Origin of the sequence: Baekduia sp. (assembly GCF_035318805.1) — a bacterium.
GTDB lineage: Bacteria > Actinomycetota > Thermoleophilia > Solirubrobacterales > Solirubrobacteraceae > Baekduia.
Genome location: NZ_DATHDY010000138.1, coordinates 79,355 through 94,700, shown reverse-complemented (window position 1 = coordinate 94,700; position 15,346 = coordinate 79,355). Strand labels below are relative to the sequence as shown.

General features: G+C 69.7%; 14 protein-coding genes. 12 read left to right on the top strand and 2 right to left on the bottom strand.

The features are described from left to right. Window positions 1-306 (top strand): GFA family protein (locus VK501_RS27835; protein WP_324343315.1); only part of this gene is annotated, 306 nt, incomplete at its 5' end. A 68-nt stretch (window positions 307-374) separates the two neighbouring features. Here the strand turns inward: VK501_RS27835 and VK501_RS27830 are convergent. Further along, window positions 375-1,655 carry a hydroxyacid-oxoacid transhydrogenase gene (locus VK501_RS27830; protein ID WP_324343314.1) on the bottom strand — a complete coding sequence of 427 codons (1,281 nt, stop codon included), beginning with the start codon at window positions 1,653-1,655 and terminating at the stop codon, window positions 375-377. Between the two features lie 55 nt (window positions 1,656-1,710). After that, window positions 1,711-2,793, bottom strand: coding sequence for an SDR family oxidoreductase (locus VK501_RS27825; RefSeq protein WP_324343313.1), 1,083 nt, complete (start codon window positions 2,791-2,793; stop codon window positions 1,711-1,713). A 310-nt stretch (window positions 2,794-3,103) separates the two neighbouring features. Between VK501_RS27825 and VK501_RS27820 the strand changes: the two genes are divergently transcribed. From VK501_RS27820 to VK501_RS27770, 11 genes are all read left to right on the top strand, one after another. Next, window positions 3,104-3,886 carry a hypothetical protein gene (locus VK501_RS27820; RefSeq protein ID WP_324343312.1) on the top strand — a complete coding sequence of 261 codons (783 nt, stop codon included), beginning with the start codon at window positions 3,104-3,106 and terminating at the stop codon, window positions 3,884-3,886. A 57-nt stretch (window positions 3,887-3,943) separates the two neighbouring features. After that, on the top strand, window positions 3,944-4,618 hold the full coding sequence (locus VK501_RS27815; protein WP_324343311.1) for a TetR/AcrR family transcriptional regulator: 675 nt from the start codon (window positions 3,944-3,946) through the stop codon (window positions 4,616-4,618). A gap of 302 nt (window positions 4,619-4,920) precedes the next feature. Then, window positions 4,921-5,571 carry a TetR/AcrR family transcriptional regulator gene (locus VK501_RS27810; RefSeq protein WP_324343310.1) on the top strand — a complete coding sequence of 217 codons (651 nt, stop codon included), beginning with the start codon at window positions 4,921-4,923 and terminating at the stop codon, window positions 5,569-5,571. A gap of 9 nt (window positions 5,572-5,580) precedes the next feature. After that, window positions 5,581-6,552 carry a cyclase family protein gene (locus VK501_RS27805; protein WP_324343309.1) on the top strand — a complete coding sequence of 324 codons (972 nt, stop codon included), beginning with the start codon at window positions 5,581-5,583 and terminating at the stop codon, window positions 6,550-6,552. A gap of 11 nt (window positions 6,553-6,563) precedes the next feature. Continuing rightward, window positions 6,564-8,243, top strand: a complete 1,680-nt coding sequence (locus VK501_RS27800) for a long-chain fatty acid--CoA ligase (RefSeq protein ID WP_324343308.1) — start codon at window positions 6,564-6,566, stop codon at window positions 8,241-8,243. A 205-nt stretch (window positions 8,244-8,448) separates the two neighbouring features. Continuing rightward, complete coding sequence (locus VK501_RS27795; RefSeq protein WP_324343307.1) at window positions 8,449-9,780, top strand: ABC transporter substrate-binding protein; 1,332 nt, start codon at window positions 8,449-8,451, stop codon at window positions 9,778-9,780. A gap of 66 nt (window positions 9,781-9,846) precedes the next feature. After that, entirely contained in the window at window positions 9,847-10,824 is a 978-nt protein-coding gene (locus tag VK501_RS27790) for a branched-chain amino acid ABC transporter permease (protein ID WP_324343306.1), read from the top strand. Window positions 10,825-10,835: 11 nt separating this feature from the next. Further along, entirely contained in the window at window positions 10,836-12,575 is a 1,740-nt protein-coding gene (locus VK501_RS27785; RefSeq protein ID WP_324343305.1) for a branched-chain amino acid ABC transporter ATP-binding protein/permease, read from the top strand. Between the two features lie 34 nt (window positions 12,576-12,609). After that, window positions 12,610-13,290, top strand: a complete 681-nt coding sequence (locus VK501_RS27780; protein WP_324343304.1) for an ABC transporter ATP-binding protein — start codon at window positions 12,610-12,612, stop codon at window positions 13,288-13,290. Next, window positions 13,290-14,390: a phosphotransferase family protein gene (locus tag VK501_RS27775; RefSeq protein WP_324343303.1), complete on the top strand. Its 1,101-nt coding sequence runs from the start codon at window positions 13,290-13,292 to the stop codon at window positions 14,388-14,390. Before VK501_RS27780 ends, VK501_RS27775 begins: the two co-directional genes overlap by 1 nt. Further along, complete coding sequence (locus VK501_RS27770; RefSeq protein ID WP_324343302.1) at window positions 14,387-15,298, top strand: cyclase family protein; 912 nt, start codon at window positions 14,387-14,389, stop codon at window positions 15,296-15,298. The genes VK501_RS27775 and VK501_RS27770 overlap by 4 nt, the downstream gene beginning before the upstream one ends. Window positions 15,299-15,346 lie beyond the last annotated feature (48 nt).

The window sequence follows — 15,346 nt, the reverse complement described above, 5'->3', positions numbered from 1 at the left end:
CACGCTTCCGCGGTGTTCCCTCAGGATGCGGTGACGATCGATGGCGAAACACGCGACTACGTCGGGCGGTGTTTCTGTCCCCGCTGCGGCTCCTCCGTTTTCGCACGCAGCGCAGACGAAATCGAAGTGAACCTAGGATCCCTCGATGCTCCTGACCAACTGATGCCAACCTACGAAAGCTGGATCGTCCGTCGCGAGTCCTGGTTGCCGCCGTTTCCGCTCAAGAGACGATACGACCGCGATCGTGACGCCACGGGTCGCTTTGAGTTCGGAGGGCCCGACAAGGCCAGCCGGCCGAGCTCATAAGCGTGCGCACAACAGGCGTTGCACGCACGCTGGGTGGCCCGCCAACCGGATCGATCGTCAGAGGCCGCTCACCAGTTGCGCATCGACGCGCGGACGATGTCCTCCAGATCGTCCGAGCTGGGCTCCCTGGGCGCGACCGCGAGCAGGCGCTGCTGCTTGACGGCGCCCTGGACGAGCGCGGCGACGTCATCGTCGCCGTAGCCGAACTCGGCGATCCCGCTCGGCGCGCCGACGTCGCGCATGAGCGCGATCAGGACGTCCGGGAGCGTCTCTGCGTCAAGGTCGGCACCGGCGATCGGCTTGCCGGTCAGGAGTCCCGCGACGTGGTGATGGCGTTCGGGCATCGCGTCGTAGGTGTAGCGGAACGCTGCAGGGGCGCTGACGATGACCGAGTTGCCGTGCGGAACGAACGGCTGGTCGGTGGGATAGCCCGGCGCCTGGTAGACGTGCTTGAGGCCGGCCACGGGATAGGCGATCGCGTGAGGGATGTGCACGCCGGCGGATCCGAACCCGACCCCGGCCATGGTCGCCGCCAGCATCATGTAGCCGCGGGCCTCGATGTCGTCGGGGCCCTGCACCGCGCGCCGCAGATAGCGCCCGCCGTACTCCAGCGCCTTGGCCGACCACACGTCGGCCACGGGGTTGGAGCCCTGGTAGGGCGGCCGGTCGTCGGGCCCGTCGGGAGCAGGCCGCGTATCGAATGGGCGTGCGAGGAAGCTCTCGGCGGCATGGCACACGACGTCGAGGCCGGCCGACGACGTGACCTCGGCCGGGAGCGTCCGCGTGAGCTCCGGGTCGACGATGGCCTGAGACGGCCGCATATAGCGGTGCGAGATCCCGGTCTTGAGCTTGAGGTCCGGGATGTCGAGCACGGCGACGGTGGTCGCCTCCGAGCCGGTGCCCGAGGTGGTCGGGATGGCCAGATGCGGGCGTAGGACCGCCGGCGGCTTGCGGCCCTCGCCCACCGGCGCGTTGACGTACGCCATGACCGGTGCCGGATGCGACAGGATGAGGTTCGAGACCTTGGCGGTGTCCATCGCCGACCCACCGCCGACCGACACGAATCCGTCGACGTCGTGCTCCAGGGCGAAGTCGGCCGCGTGCTGCAACGAGTCGATGGTCGGCTCCACGCGGGCGCGGTCGTAGAGCACCACGTCAATGCCCTCCGCGCGGATGAGCCCAGCGATGCGCTCCGGGTGGCCGAGTGCCATGACGCCGGGGTCGGTGACGAGCATCGCTCGGCGGACGCCCAGCCGCCGCAGCTCCCAGCCGGCGTCCTGCGAGGCGCCAGGGCCGAACTTCACCGGCGTTGCCTCGAGCGTGAATACGGTCTCGTGAGTCCTCGGCATGGCGGTACCGTCCCACGTCTCCACCTGGGGTGGGCACGTCTCCGCGTGCATAGGTCTAGTAGCGGGGCAGGACCTCGCGGTCTTGCAGCCAGCCCATCCAGTGCCGGAACGTCTCCTCGGTGTCGTAGACGTCGGTGACCCCGGCCTTGCGCAGCTTGATGGCGCTGACGAACGCCGGAGGCGGCGGATCCTCGGCGCCGTAGGCGAAGCAGAAGTCGGCGTAGTAGTGAGACTCGCCGAGCACGTCGTCGATGCGCGTCGGCTTGAGGCCTCGTTCCTGCACGATCCTGTCCCAGGTCGCGGCGTTGGCCGGCAGGAACTCGGCCATCGACTGCGGCTCGTCGGGGCCCGCCTCGACGCCCATCTGCTCCATGAGCGCCGGCCAGAGATTGCGCCATTCGAAGACGTCACCATTGGTGACGTTGTAGTGCTGGCCGTCGGCCTCCGGGTTGGTCGCCATCATCTCGAGGGCCGCCGCGCACAGGCGCGAGTCCACGGCCTCCCAGACGTACGGGATCCCGCCCGGGAACCCGCAGGCCTCGCCGTGCTCCTTGCAGATCGCGGCGTAGGCCCCGATGACCGGTGCGAGGTTCATCGCGGCGCCGATCGCCGAGCCGATGATCAGCTGCGGCCGCAGGACGTTCCAGCGGAACCCGTGGGCCGCCGCCTGCTCCTTGAGGTAGTCCTCCTGCAGCCAGTAGAAGTTCGCGTGGTCATCACGCGGTGCGCGTTCCCGAGCCGGGATCGGCATGGGGTGGAGGTGGATGCCGTAGGCCTTCGTGCCCTGGAGGATCGTCACGTTCTCCAGGTCGTTGTTCTCGACCAGCGGCTCCAGGAAGTTCTTGAGCATCTGGAGGTTGGTCTCCATCTGGTCGGGGTCCGACCAGCCGGCGATCAGCCCGGGCTTCTCGTAGAGCGCGGTGTAGACGACGTGGCTCACGCCCGACAGGGTGGAGAGCGCTGCCCGCGCCGCCTCGGGATCACGGAGATCGACGGACAGGTGGTCGAACTCCCGTGGGCTGTCGATGTCGGGCCTGCGGCGCGACAGCGCGATCGCATCCCACCCGTTGTCGAGGAATCTCTCCAGCGCGGCGGCGCCTACGACGCCGCTCGCGCCGGCCACTAGGACCTTCGGCATGTGCTGCTCCTTGAGTGTTGCCGACACGGCGGTCGAAGGACCGCCGGAGCGAAGACCCGTGTGGCCGGCCCTACCGACATGGAGAACCCGACCGACCGATCGCTCGCTCGGAGCCTAGACCGCTGGCGGGCCGCACGTCAACCGGCCATGCGACGGGAACCGAGGGCGATCGGTTGACATCGCAGAGCGCCGCGGCCTATCGTGTGCCGACCGAGCGCTCGGTCAGCCACCGTCGCACGATCCACCACCGCGAGCCGCCCGGCGGCCGCGTCGCCAGGAGAGAACGTCCGTCATGCGTCTGCTTCCGGGAATGGCCCCGACCCCGGGCGCTCCGCCGCCTGTCGACCGCGACGCCCGTCGCCGCGGCCTCGCGCTGCAGGTGGGAGTCGCCTTCGCCAGTCCGAAGGCCGACGAGGACGCGATGGCGCGGCTGCTGCATGTCGCCGCACAGCTCGAGGACCACGGGGCGCGCAGCCTGTGGCTCGACGTGACCGGCGTCCCGCCCGATGGCTCGGGGCTCGACGCCGCCCTGGCGATCGTGCGCCGGACCGCGACGCTGGAGGTCTGGGTCGGTGTGGCGCCCGAGGCCGAGCGGCGCGCGACGCTGCGGCTGGCGGAGATGGCCCAACTCGTCGGGGGGCGTGTTGGGACCGTGCTCGTGGTGGGGGACGGCGATGGCCACGCGGGGGCCGACCGCCTCCCGGCGGCAAAGCCCACCAGCGCCTGGGTGGCCGGTGGTCCGCAGGCGGCCGCCTTCGCGGCAGCGCGCGGCGCGCGGTGGCTCGCCGCCGGCACGGAGCCCCAGGCGGCTCTGCGCGCCGCCGTCGCGGCGGAGGATCGCGGCATCGGGCGGCCCGCCGACTGCCTCGGAGCTGTCGTGCGTTCCGCGCTGGCGCGGGGCGAGCTCACCGACGGCGAGATCGGCGCGACGGGTCCGACCTCGCTGCGCATCCTGCTCGAGCGCTACATCGCCGTAGGCGCGTCGCAGCTCGTCCTCGATCCCGCGGCCTCGGATCTGGGCCGCTGGACCCACGACGTGTGTGCGCAGGTCACCGACTTGGACAGCATCGAGCCGGCGCCGTGCGGATGCTGACGCGCCGACTCCGGGACGCCCGGGTGGGCGCCGCGCCGCCGCGTCTACGATGAGTTGATGGAGCTGCAGCACGAAGGAGGACTGCTCGGCCGCGATCAGGCCTCGCTGACCAGCGAGGAGCAGATCCTGCGCGCCGCGCTGGAGTGCTTCGTGGCGAAGGGCTACCACGGCACGACCATCCGCTCGATCGCGGCGCAGTGCGGTCTGAGCGTCCCCGGGCTCTACCATCACTTCGCGTCCAAGGCGGCGCTGTTGGAGCGCCTGATCGACGACACGATGGATGACCTCCTCGCCACGACCGAGGACGCGCTGGCGCGGGCGGACGGGGGTCCCCTGGAGCGTTTCGACGCGGTCGTGAGGGCCCACGTCCGCTTCCACTGCGAGCGCCCCGAGGAGAGCTTCATCGGCAACAGCGAGCTGCGCAGCCTGTCGCCGCCGGCGCGCAAGCGCACGGTGGCCAAGCGCGATCGCCAGCAGCGCATCTTCGACGGCGTCGTCCACGACGGCCTGGCGGCCGGGCTGTTCCGGGTCCCGGTGGATCGCGAGGCCAGCCGCGCCATCGTCACGATGTGCACCGCGGTGGCCACGTGGTACCGGCGCAGCGGTCCGATGTCGCCCGACGAGATCGTGGCGATCTACAATCAGCTGGCGCGCAACGTGGTGCGCGGCGGCGAAGCGTCGACCGCCCATCGCGACGGCTTTCGCCCGGTCGCCAAGAGCGCCAACCGCTGATCGATCACACCTCGCCACATCGCGTTGCCCGGAGCGGGTGGCGGCGCGACGGTGAGGGAGAAGCCCTGCAATGGCGCACGACTTGACAACGGCAGGTCGGGTCGAAGAAGGTTGGGTCAGCCACCGAGCGATCGCTCGGTCGGTACCCCAGGAGAGATCGAAGGGTCAGCTCGATGCCGCGTTCCACCATGTCCGCTGCTGTCTCCGGCGCGCAGGTCGTCTCCCGTCCCGGGAGGGTCCCGCGGCGCCGCCGGATGCCCTGCGACTCCTTCACCAGGATCCCGCGACCACGGAGGATCGGCGTGCACGACAGACGGGCTGCCGGTGGGGCAACCACCAGCGAGGGACAGATCCTCGAGGCCGCCCTCGACGTCTTCGCCGCCAAGGGCTACCACGGTTCCACGATCCGCGAGATCGCTGTTCGCGCGGGCGTCAGCGTCGCCGGCCTGTACCACCACTTCTCGTCCAAGCGGGACCTGCTGGAGCGGTTGATGGACGACACCATGGACGGGCTGCTCGATCAGACCGAGCGCGCCGTCGCCGGCCTCGACGACGCGCCGGTCGAGCTCCTGCGGGCCACGGTTGGCACGCACGTCCGCTTCCACATCGACTTCCAGCGCCAGAGCTTCGTCGGCAACACGGAGATCCGCAGCCTCGACAGCCCCGCACGCGAGCGCATCCTGGTCAAGCGCGACCGGCAGCGTGCGCACTTCGAGGCCGCTGTGGCCGCTGGGCTGCGCACCGGGGCGTTCACGACGGCACATCCGGCCGAGGCCACGCGAGCACTCGTGACGATGTGCACGGCCGTCGCCGCCTGGTATCGCGCCGACCGACCGCTGACCCCTGACCAGCTCGTGGAGCGCTATTGCGACCTCGCGCTCCAGATGGTGGTCGCCCGCCATCCCCACCGCGCCCGCGACCGCGGAAGCGTCATCAGCCCCAACCACTCCTAGGAGAGAAGCATGACCGACACCACCGGCACCAAGCAGACCACGCTGAACGAGCTCCTCGACGGCATGCCCAAGAACTGGGGGCGCTGGGGTGACGACGATGAGATCGGATGCCTGAACTACCTCACCCCGCAAGAGGTCCTGCGCGGCGTGCAGCACGTCAGGTCCGGCAAGGTCTTCACCCTGGGCGTGCCGATCGGCGATCCCGGCGGCGACCCGGTGTGGCCCGGGCGCTCGGGTGCCACGCGCCTGATGACCCAGGACCGCAGTCACTACACGTCGGGCAAGCTGCAGCCGCTCCCCGGCGGTCTGGAGTACGCCGACGACTACATCACCGCCTTCCTGCAGGGCTCGAGCCAGTACGACGCCCTCGGGCACACCTGGTACGGCGACCAGATCTACAACGGCTACGACGCCGAGACGACCACCGGCGGCATGGCTCGCTGCGGCGTAGAGAAGCTCGCCGAGCGCGGCATCGTCGGGCGCGGCGTCCTCATCGACATGGCCCGCCACCGCGGCAAGGACGCCCTCGAGCCCGCCGAGACCTTCGGCGTCGAGGACCTCGAGGCGGCAGCCGAGGCGCAGGGCGTCACGATCGACTCACACGACAACCTCTGCATCCGCACCGGGTGGCTGAACGTGTTCTACGAGAAGGGCGCCGACGCGTTCTACGAGAACTTCGTCGAGCCGGGGCTGACGTTCACGCCTGAGCTCGTGCGCTGGTTCCACGAGAAGGAGATCGTCTCGCTGTCGACCGACACGATCGCCAACGAGGTCACGACGGACCCGGTCTCGGGCGTCGTCCTGCCGCTCCACGCGGCGCTGATGCGCAACCTCGGCGTCCTGTTCTCCGAGATCCTGTGGTTCGAGGAGCTCGCCAAGGACTGCGTCGAGGACGGCCAGTGGACGTTCCTGTACGCCGGCGCGCCGTTGCGGGTGGTCGGCGGCACCGGCGCCCCCGTCAATCCGATCGTCGTGAAGTAGGGCGGGTCGCGATGAGCGTCTACGACGAGCGGCCCTGGCTGGCCCGGTACCCCGAGGGCCTGCCGCACGACATCGAGCGCGAGCACGAGACCATGCTCGAGGCCTTCACGGCAACGGCAGCGCGCCTGCCTCAGCAGCCGGCGATCGTGTACTTCGACCGGCCGATCTCCTACCGCGAGCTCGACGAGATCACCGACGCGCTGGCCTCCGGACTCCAGGCGCAGGGCTTCAAGCAGGGCGACCGGCTGGCCGTCTACCTCCAGAACGTCCCGCAGTTCGCGATGGCGATGATCGCCGCGTGGAAGGCCGGGGGGATCATGGTGTCCGTCAACCCCATGCTGCGCCACAAGGAGGTGACGACCCTCCTGCGCGACTCGGGTGCGGTCGCGCTGGTGACGCTGGAGTCGCTCTGGGACGAGGTCGCACGCGACGTCGTCGCCGACAGCGACGTGAGCATCGTCGTCACGACGTCGGAGCTCGACTTCCTCGACGGCGATGCGCCCTCGCTGCTCGCCTCGTCGCAGCGGCATCGCGACGCCGCCACGCTGGACCTCGTCGAGCTCGTGGAGGTCCATCGCGGTCACGGCCCCGCGACGCCGAGGATGACCGCCGACGACATCGCGTTCCTGACGTACACCTCGGGGACGACGGGCCCGCCGAAGGGCGCGATCAACAGCCACGCCAACGTCGTCTTCAACGCCCAGTCCTACCGGGACTGGGTCGGTCTGGACGACCGCGATGCGGTCCTCGGCGTCGCGCCGCTGTTCCACATCACCGGCTTGGTCGGCCATGTCGCCGTGGGCCTGCTCACCGGCATGCCGATCGTGTTGAGCTATCGCTTCGACGCCGAGGTCGCGCTCGACCTCATCGAGCGCCACGGCGTGACGTTCACGGTGGGTTCGATCACGGTGTTCATCGCGCTCATGAACGCTCCGAGCGCCGGCAGCCGCGATCTCTCCAAGTTCAAGAAGATCGTCAGCGGTGGCGCGCCGATCGCACCGCCCACCGTCAAGGCCTTCGAGGAGAAGATGGGCGCCTACATCCACAACATCTACGGCCTCACCGAGACCACGTCCCCGTCGCACTGCGTGCCGATGGGCAGGCGCGCGCCGGTCGACGAGGGGTCGGGCGCCCTGTCCGTGGGCGTGCCGATCTTCAACACCGTGGTGCGGCTCGTCGACGAGGAGGGCAACGAGGTCGCTCCCGGGGAGGTCGGCGAGATCGTGACGTCGGGGCCGCAGGTCGTCTCGGGATACTGGAACAACCCCGAAGAGACCGAGCACGCGCTGCCCGGGGGAGCGCTGCACACCGGCGACGTCGGCGTGATGGACGCCGACGGCTGGTTCTACATCGTCGACCGCAAGAAGGACATGATCAACGCGGCCGGCTACAAGGTCTGGCCCCGCGAGGTCGAGGACGTCCTGTACGGGCACGAGGCCGTCCGCGAGGTGGCGGTCGTCGGGTTGCCCGACGAGTACCGCGGCGAGACCGTCAAGGCCTTCGTCAGCCTCAAGCCGGGCGCCGAGGTCGGCGCGGACGCGCTCATCGCCTTCTGCAAGGAGCGCATGGCCGCCTACAAATATCCGCGCGACATCGAGTTCGTCGACGAGTTGCCCAAGACGGCCAGCGGCAAGATCCTGCGCCGCGAGCTGCGGGACAAGGAGGTCGCGGCGCAGCGCCCCCGGTCGTAAACGTCACCACCAACGGCACCGGCCCGCGCTGCGGGCGCGGGCCGGTGGAGCAGCGGCACGAAGTGCCAATCACTCAGAACATCGCGGGGCCCGGTGTCGGCCGGTCCGCACACGAAGCCCGCCTGCGAGGGCGGGGGAGGGAAGGTACAACACGATGCGAGTTTCCAGCGACCGGGGCCAGCGCCCTGGTCAGACAGGAGTCCTGATGCTCCTGACGCGGCTCGGCGCGGTCGCGCTGCTCATCGCGGCCATCGCCGCGCTCTCGGCCTGCGGCGGAAGCGACAGCAGCAAGGCGGACTCGACGACCGCCGCGGGCGGCAGCGCCGGCGGCGGGTCGGTCAACAGCGCCGACGCCAAGGAGTTCCGCAAGCTCATGGGCTTCTCGGACGCCGATCTCAAGAGCCTGCAGGGCAAGGAGTTCAAGGTCGGAGCCATCCTCCCGCTCAGCGGACCGGGCGCCAACTTCGCCGTCGACGAGGGCAACGGCGTGAAGCTGGCCGTCGACCAGATGCAGAAGTACATGGGGATGAAGGTCACCTACACGGCCAAGGACCACAAGTCCGGCGACCCGCAGGCGGGCGCGGCGGCCGCGCGTGAGCTCGGGATCGACGGGTACGGCGTTGCGATCAACTCCTACTACGGGGTGTTTGGGTCGACGCTGAAGGACATCCAGCAGTACAAGATGCTGTCGTTCGACCCGGGCGGCGGCACCGGCAACGGGCTGAAGGGCAAGGACTACTTCTGGGGCTACCGCGCCAACACGCCGGACGACGCGTTCTTCGGCCTGCAGTACTTCAAGCAGACCAAGCCCGACGCCAAGCGCGTCGCGCTGGTGATCTGGGACGCAGGCGCGGCGTACACCGATCCGATCGAGCAGCATCTGAAGGAGCAGGTCACCGCCAATGGCATGACCTACACCGGGAAGCTGCTGACGAAGATCGGCGCGACCGACTACGCCTCGACCTTCTCCAAGCTGAAGGGCATGAAGCCCGACATCGTGGTCGCCGCGATGTTCGGGGCCGACCCCGGCTACTTCATGAAGCAGTACGTCAACTCGGGCATCACCGCCCAGGTACTGGGCGGCGAGTACGTGCCGGCCGCGGCGAAGATCGCCGGCGCGGCCTACGACAAGTACATGTTCGGCGCCGACTACTTCACGGTCGACAACCCGCCCAACCCGCTCTCGAAGTTCTTCCTCAAGGACTACAACAGGCTGTTCGGCGAGGACCCGGGCACGTTCTACCAGCCCAACTACTACGAGTCGACGCTCGCCTACCTCGAGCTGGCCCGCCGCGTCGCCGCGAAGGGCGGCGACATCAACAGCGGCGATGCGCTGAACAAGGAGATGGTCGCCGACGCGACGTTCAAGAGCGTCTACGGCGGCGACGACAGCACCGTGGGGACGATCAAGCTGGACCCCAAGACGCACGACCCCGTCGTGCGGCCCGTAGGGCTCTTCCAGGCGGGATCGACCATCAAGCAGCTGGCCGCCTGGAACATCGGCGGCAGCGACTTCAAGGTCGTCGGAGGCTCCTGACCTGACCAGCGGTGTCCGGCGGGCCCTCGCGGTCCGCCGGCCACCGTCCAGGTGTCGACCATGTCCATGATCTTTGCAACCTTCCTCGGGATCGGCTCGCTGCGCGAGGTCGCCCAAGCCATCGTAAGCGGCGTCGTCGCCGGGTCGAGCTACGCGCTGCTCGGCGTCGCGTTCGCGCTCGTGCTCGGCGTGACCGGCCGCTTCCACTTCGCGTTCGCGATCGTCTACACGTTCACCGCCTACGTCTCGGCGGTCGTGTTGGACAAGTGGGGGCTCCCGCTGCTCCCCGCCTGCCTGTTCGGCCTCGCCGTCGGCGTGGTGCTGGGTGCCACGATCGAGGCGCTGGTCTATCGGCCCCTCGCCGCCCGCGCTGGCGACAACGCGCTCCTCGGCGTGTTCGTCGCCGCGCTGGGCCTGGTCATCGCCGGCGAGAACTTCATCCGCCTCGTGTGGGGCAACAACACCCGCAACATGGGCGGCTTCCCCGAGCACACCTACACCATCGCCAACGTGAACTTCACCCTGCTCGAGGCGACGCTCGTCGTGCTGGCCCTGGTCATCGGCGTCGGGCTGACCGTCGTGCTGAACCGGACGATCCTCGGTCAGCAGATCAAGGCGGTCCGCGGCAACGCCGAGATGGCCCAGGCCGTCGGCGTCGACGTGCGGCGCATCTTCCTCGTCGTCTTCGCGATCGGCTCGCTCATCGGCGGCATCGCCGCCGTGTTCGCCGGGATGCGCTTCGCCGCGGCGCCCGACATGGGCAACACGCCGGTGTTCTACGCATTCGTCGTCGCCTTCGTCGCGGGAGTGCAGCGCTCGCCGCTGGTCGTGGTGGCCGTCGGCTTCGGGATCGGCGTCGTCGAGAGCCTCAGCACGCTCTGGGTCAGCGACAACCTCAGCGCGTTGACGGTCTTCGGACTGCTGTGCGTCTGGCTCACCGTCCGGGTCCTCCCGCAGGCGCTGCGCCAGCTGTCGGGCGCGATGTCGCGCACCAACCGGGCCCAGACACGGGCGCGCGCCTCGCGCGCCTCCGGGGCGGCGTAGGAGCGAGGGCCATGTACTGGACGGACGTCGCAAACCAGGTCCTGATCTTCGCGATCATGGCCATGTCCTTGAACCTGCTGCTCGGCTACGCCGGCCAGGTCTCGGTGGCGCACGCGGCCTTCGCCGCGATCGGCGGGTATGCCGCCGGCTACCTCTCGCTCAAGCACGGCTGGAGCATCGGCGCTGCCACCGTCGTCGGCATGGTGCTGGCGTGCGGGATCGGGGTCGTGGTCAGCATCCCGGCACTGCTGCTGACCAGCGAGTACCTGATCCTGCTGACCCTCTCGGTGCAGACGGTCATCCTGGTGATCATCTCCAGCGTCGCTGCGCTGGGCGGGCTGTACGGCCTGACCGGGCTGCCGACGGTGAACGTCCTCGGGACCGACCTCCTTCGGCCCGACGACTGGTTCAAGCCGTTGCTCGTCGCCACCGTCGTCCTGTTCGCAGGACTGACGTGGATCGGCGAGTCGCCGTTCGGCCGGGTGCTGCGCGGGATCCGGGAGGACCAGCTCGCCACCCAGGCGCTGGGCAAGGACGTCTTCATGCGCAAGGTCGTCGTCTTCGGCCTCACGTCGGCCATCGCCGCGTTCGGCGGTGCGCTCTATGGCCTGTACAACGGGACGGTCTCCCCGCCGCTGTACGGCTTCTCGACGTCGATCCTGCTGGTCGCCATGGTCGTGCTCGGTGGGCGCGGGAACATGCTCGGCTCGGTGCTCGGCGCCGGCGTGGTCATCGGCGCCGAGCCCTTCTTCGAGAAGGTCATCCAACTGGAGCCCTCCAAGGCGGCGCTCGTGCGGCTTCTCTGCTTCGGCCTGCTCCTGGTCGTCGTCCTGCTGGTGCGGCCGCAAGGTCTGCTGCCTGAGCGTGCGACCCTGGGGGCGCTGCTGCGGCGCCTGCGGCCACGACGGCCCCCCAACGTCGGCGCCCTGTCGGCCGAGCAGCTGGCCAGCGAGCTGTCCGCCGGCGCACGCACCGCGCGCGTCGAGGAGCCGCGGCCGGTCGTGGAGGTCGACGGTGTTCGCAAGGCCTTCGGAGGCATCAAGGCCGTCAACGGGCTCAGCTTCGAGCTGCTGGAGGGGCGCGTCACGGGGCTCATCGGGCCCAACGGCGCGGGCAAGACGACCGTGTTCAACCTGCTCACCGGCGCCATCCCGCCGGATGAGGGGACGGTCAAGCTGTACGGCGAGGACATCACCGGCTGGCCGATCGATCGGGTGGCGCGCCACGGCATGGTGCGGTCGTTCCAGGACGTACGGACCTTCCCGGCTCTGACCGTTCTGGACAACGTGCGCATGGCGGTGCCCAACCAGCAGGGCGAGACCCTGCGCGAGCTCTTCCTCACACCGTGGAAGGTGGTCGCAGACGCTCGTCGGGTGCGCGAGGCGGCGGAGCGGGCGCTGGGCTTCGTCGGGCTGGCGGACAAGGGCCACGCGGTGGTGTCCACGCTGCCGTTCGGCGAGCAGAAGCTCGTCGCACTCGCCCGGATCCTCGCGGCCGACGCCCGGGTCCTGCTCCTCGACGAGCCGGCCTCGGGCATCGACACCGAATGGGTCGACCGGATGGTGGACATCATCGGCCGCCTCCGTGACCACGGGCTCACCGTGTGCATCGTCGAGCACAACCTGCATGTGGTCGAGCGTGTCGCCGACCACATCTACTTCATGGAAGCCGGCCGCATCTCCGCGGACGGCACGATGCAGGAGCTCGTCGGCGACGAGCGCCTGGTGGAGGCGTACTTTGGCCAGCCCTAACGGCCGCGGGCCCGAACTGCTTGCGATCGAAGGCGTGCACGCCGGCTATCGGCGTCGTGCGGTCGTCTACGACGTGTCGATGTCGGTGCGGGCGGGCGAGATCGTGACCGTCCTCGGGCACAACGGCGCGGGCAAGACCACAACCATGAAGACGGCCTTCGGGCTGTTGCGGCCCATGCAGGGGAAGGTCACCTACTTGGGCGAGGACGTGTCGAACGCCAACTGCGCCAGGCGTGTTGCCATGGGGATGTCGTACACCCCCGCCGAGCGGTTCGTCTTCCCGGACCTGCCGGTGCACGTCAACCTGCGCCTCGGTGCGCTCAGAGAGCCGTCGCGGGAGGAACGCGCGCGCCGTGCGGAGCGGGTCTACGAGCTCTTCCCGATCCTCCAGGAGCGCGGCGACCAGCTCGCGGGCACCTTCAGCGGCGGACAACAGCGGATCCTCAGCGTGGGCATGGCGCTCATGTCGGATCCGAAGCTCATGTTGTTCGACGAGCCGTCGCTCGGCGTGTCGCCGGCGATCGTCCAGCAGATCCTCACCGCCCTGCGGCGCATGGCTGATGAGGACGGACGAGCGATCGTGATGCTCGAGCAGAACGTCGGCCACGCGCTCCGAGAGGCCGACCGCGTCTACGTCATGCGCTCCGGCAGCGTGATCCTCGAGGAGTCCGCCGAGGAGATGCGCCAGCGCGAACACTGGTGGGACCTCTTCTGATGGCGACCGGACAGGAGCGGCGGCGCGGGGCCGAGCCCGTCGACGTCGTCGCCACGCGCCAGGAGGCGGCGGCGCTCGCGCTGGCGCCCCTCGTGATCCTGGAGGCGATCGAGGCGTGGGTGCCCGGGGCCGGGCCGATCGAGACGCACCGTCTGGGGACCGGCCACTCCAACGAGACGTTCCGGCTGCAGCGCGACGGCCGCAGCTACGTCCTGCGTCGACCGCCCCGGCCGCCGTACCCGCCCACGGCGCACGACGTGGCGCGCGAGTACGCCATTCTGGCGGCGGTCGAGGATCTGGACGTCCGGGCGCCCCGACCGCTCGCCCTCTGCAAGGACCCCGGGGTCATCGGCGCGCCGTTCTACCTGATGGAGCTGGTCGGAGGCGACGTCGTACGGGAGCGCTTCCCCGCGGACCTCGACGTCCCGCTGGAGCGTCGTCGCGCACTGGAGGAGTTCGTTGACGCGCTCGTCGAGATCCACGCCGCACCATGGCGCGGGACCGCGCTCGAGGGCATCGGGCGGCCGAGCGGATACTTGGAGCGCCAGGTTCGCCGGTGGAAGAGCCAATGGGTGCACAACCGCACTCGCGAGGTGCCGGACATCGACCGGATGGGGGCATGGCTGAGCGACCACCTCCCCGCCGACCCGGAGACGACCTTGGTCCACGGCGACTACAAGCTCGACAACGCGATCTTCCACCCAGGGGCCCCGGCGCGACTCGCGGTCATCGTCGACTGGGAGATGTCGACGCTCGGAGCGCCCTTGGCCGACCTCGGGCTGCTCAGGGCGACGTACGTCCAGGCGGGCGAAGAGCCCGACGACGTGCTCGACTTCTCACCCGCGACGGCCCTCCCCGGCTGCCTGACGCGGGACGAGATCGTCGCCCGGTACGCCGCGCGCAGCGGCCGCGACGTCGGCGACCTCGCCTGGTACGAGGGCCTGGCCCTCTGGAAGATCGCGATCCTGCTCGAAGGGAGCTACAAGCGCTACCTGGCGGGGACGACCGCCGATCCCTTCTTCGCATTGCTGGCCGATGGAGTGCCGCGCCTCGCCGCGCGCGCCCTCCGACTCACCAACCACCATGGAGGTACCGCATGACCCCGCAGACCCGCGTCCCCGGCGCGGACCGCACCGCAGAGCAGGGACCGATCGCCGGCGTGGGTGACGCCGACGTCCTGGCCGCCATCGCGCTCGCCCGTCAGGGCCGGATCTACGACCTCGAGGTCGAGCGCTTCCGCGGGATGCCGCTGCACCCGGCACACCCGCAGATGGAGGTCGTCAGCTTCCGCACGCCCAAGGGCATCCAGAACCAGGGCGACCAGGCCTGGCTCAACGAGAACAACAGCGACAACATGGCCTTCATCAGCGACCTCGTCGTCGGAACCGTGCACTCGGGCACCCACGTCGACGCGCTGGCGCACGTCACCGTCGGCGAGGACAACCACTGGTACGGCGGCAACGCCGCAGGCGAGAAGCTCGGCGACTGGGGACCGCTGGTCTGCGATGCGACGGCGATCCCGCCGATCGTGACGCGCGGCGTGCTGCTCGATGTCGCCGGTCACCTCGGCGTCGACGTCATGGACAAGGGCCACGGCATCTCCGCAAGCGACCTCCAGGCCGTCGCGGCCGCGCAGGGCGTGCAGCTGCGGCCCAAGGACACGGTGCTCGTGCGCACCGGATACATCAGCCTTTACCCCGACGCCGAGCGCATGGCGCAGCACAGCGGCCCGGGCATCGACTCCAGCGCGGCGCGCTGGCTGGTCGAGCAGGGCGTGGTCTGCGCGGTCGGCGACACGGAGACACTCGAGCAGATCCCATGCGCGGACCCCAACAACCCGCACGCGGTCCACACGATCCTGCTGGTCGAGGCCGGCGTCTACATCGTCGAGATGGCCAACATGGAGCAGCTCGCTGCCGACAAGGCCTACGAGTTCCTGTTCGTCGCCCTGCCGTGCAAGATCCGGGGTGCGACGGGGTCGATGATCCGGCCGATCGCGATCGTCTGACGTAGCGGGAGGCTGGCACGCAGGGTGTTCAACCTCTGACGCCGCAGC

Coding starts and splice junctions, on each gene's coding strand:
- VK501_RS27830 (WP_324343314.1), bottom strand. CDS start 1,655: ATGCCGAGGACTCACGAGACCGTATTCACGCTCGAGGCAACGCCGGTG.
- VK501_RS27825 (WP_324343313.1), bottom strand. CDS start 2,793: ATGCCGAAGGTCCTAGTGGCCGGCGCGAGCGGCGTCGTAGGCGCCGCC.
- VK501_RS27820 (WP_324343312.1), top strand. CDS start 3,104: ATGGCCCCGACCCCGGGCGCTCCGCCGCCTGTCGACCGCGACGCCCGT.
- VK501_RS27815 (WP_324343311.1), top strand. CDS start 3,944: ATGGAGCTGCAGCACGAAGGAGGACTGCTCGGCCGCGATCAGGCCTCG.
- VK501_RS27805 (WP_324343309.1), top strand. CDS start 5,581: ATGACCGACACCACCGGCACCAAGCAGACCACGCTGAACGAGCTCCTC.
- VK501_RS27800 (WP_324343308.1), top strand. CDS start 6,564: ATGAGCGTCTACGACGAGCGGCCCTGGCTGGCCCGGTACCCCGAGGGC.
- VK501_RS27795 (WP_324343307.1), top strand. CDS start 8,449: ATGCTCCTGACGCGGCTCGGCGCGGTCGCGCTGCTCATCGCGGCCATC.
- VK501_RS27790 (WP_324343306.1), top strand. CDS start 9,847: ATGATCTTTGCAACCTTCCTCGGGATCGGCTCGCTGCGCGAGGTCGCC.
- VK501_RS27785 (WP_324343305.1), top strand. CDS start 10,836: ATGTACTGGACGGACGTCGCAAACCAGGTCCTGATCTTCGCGATCATG.
- VK501_RS27775 (WP_324343303.1), top strand. CDS start 13,290: ATGGCGACCGGACAGGAGCGGCGGCGCGGGGCCGAGCCCGTCGACGTC.
- VK501_RS27770 (WP_324343302.1), top strand. CDS start 14,387: ATGACCCCGCAGACCCGCGTCCCCGGCGCGGACCGCACCGCAGAGCAG.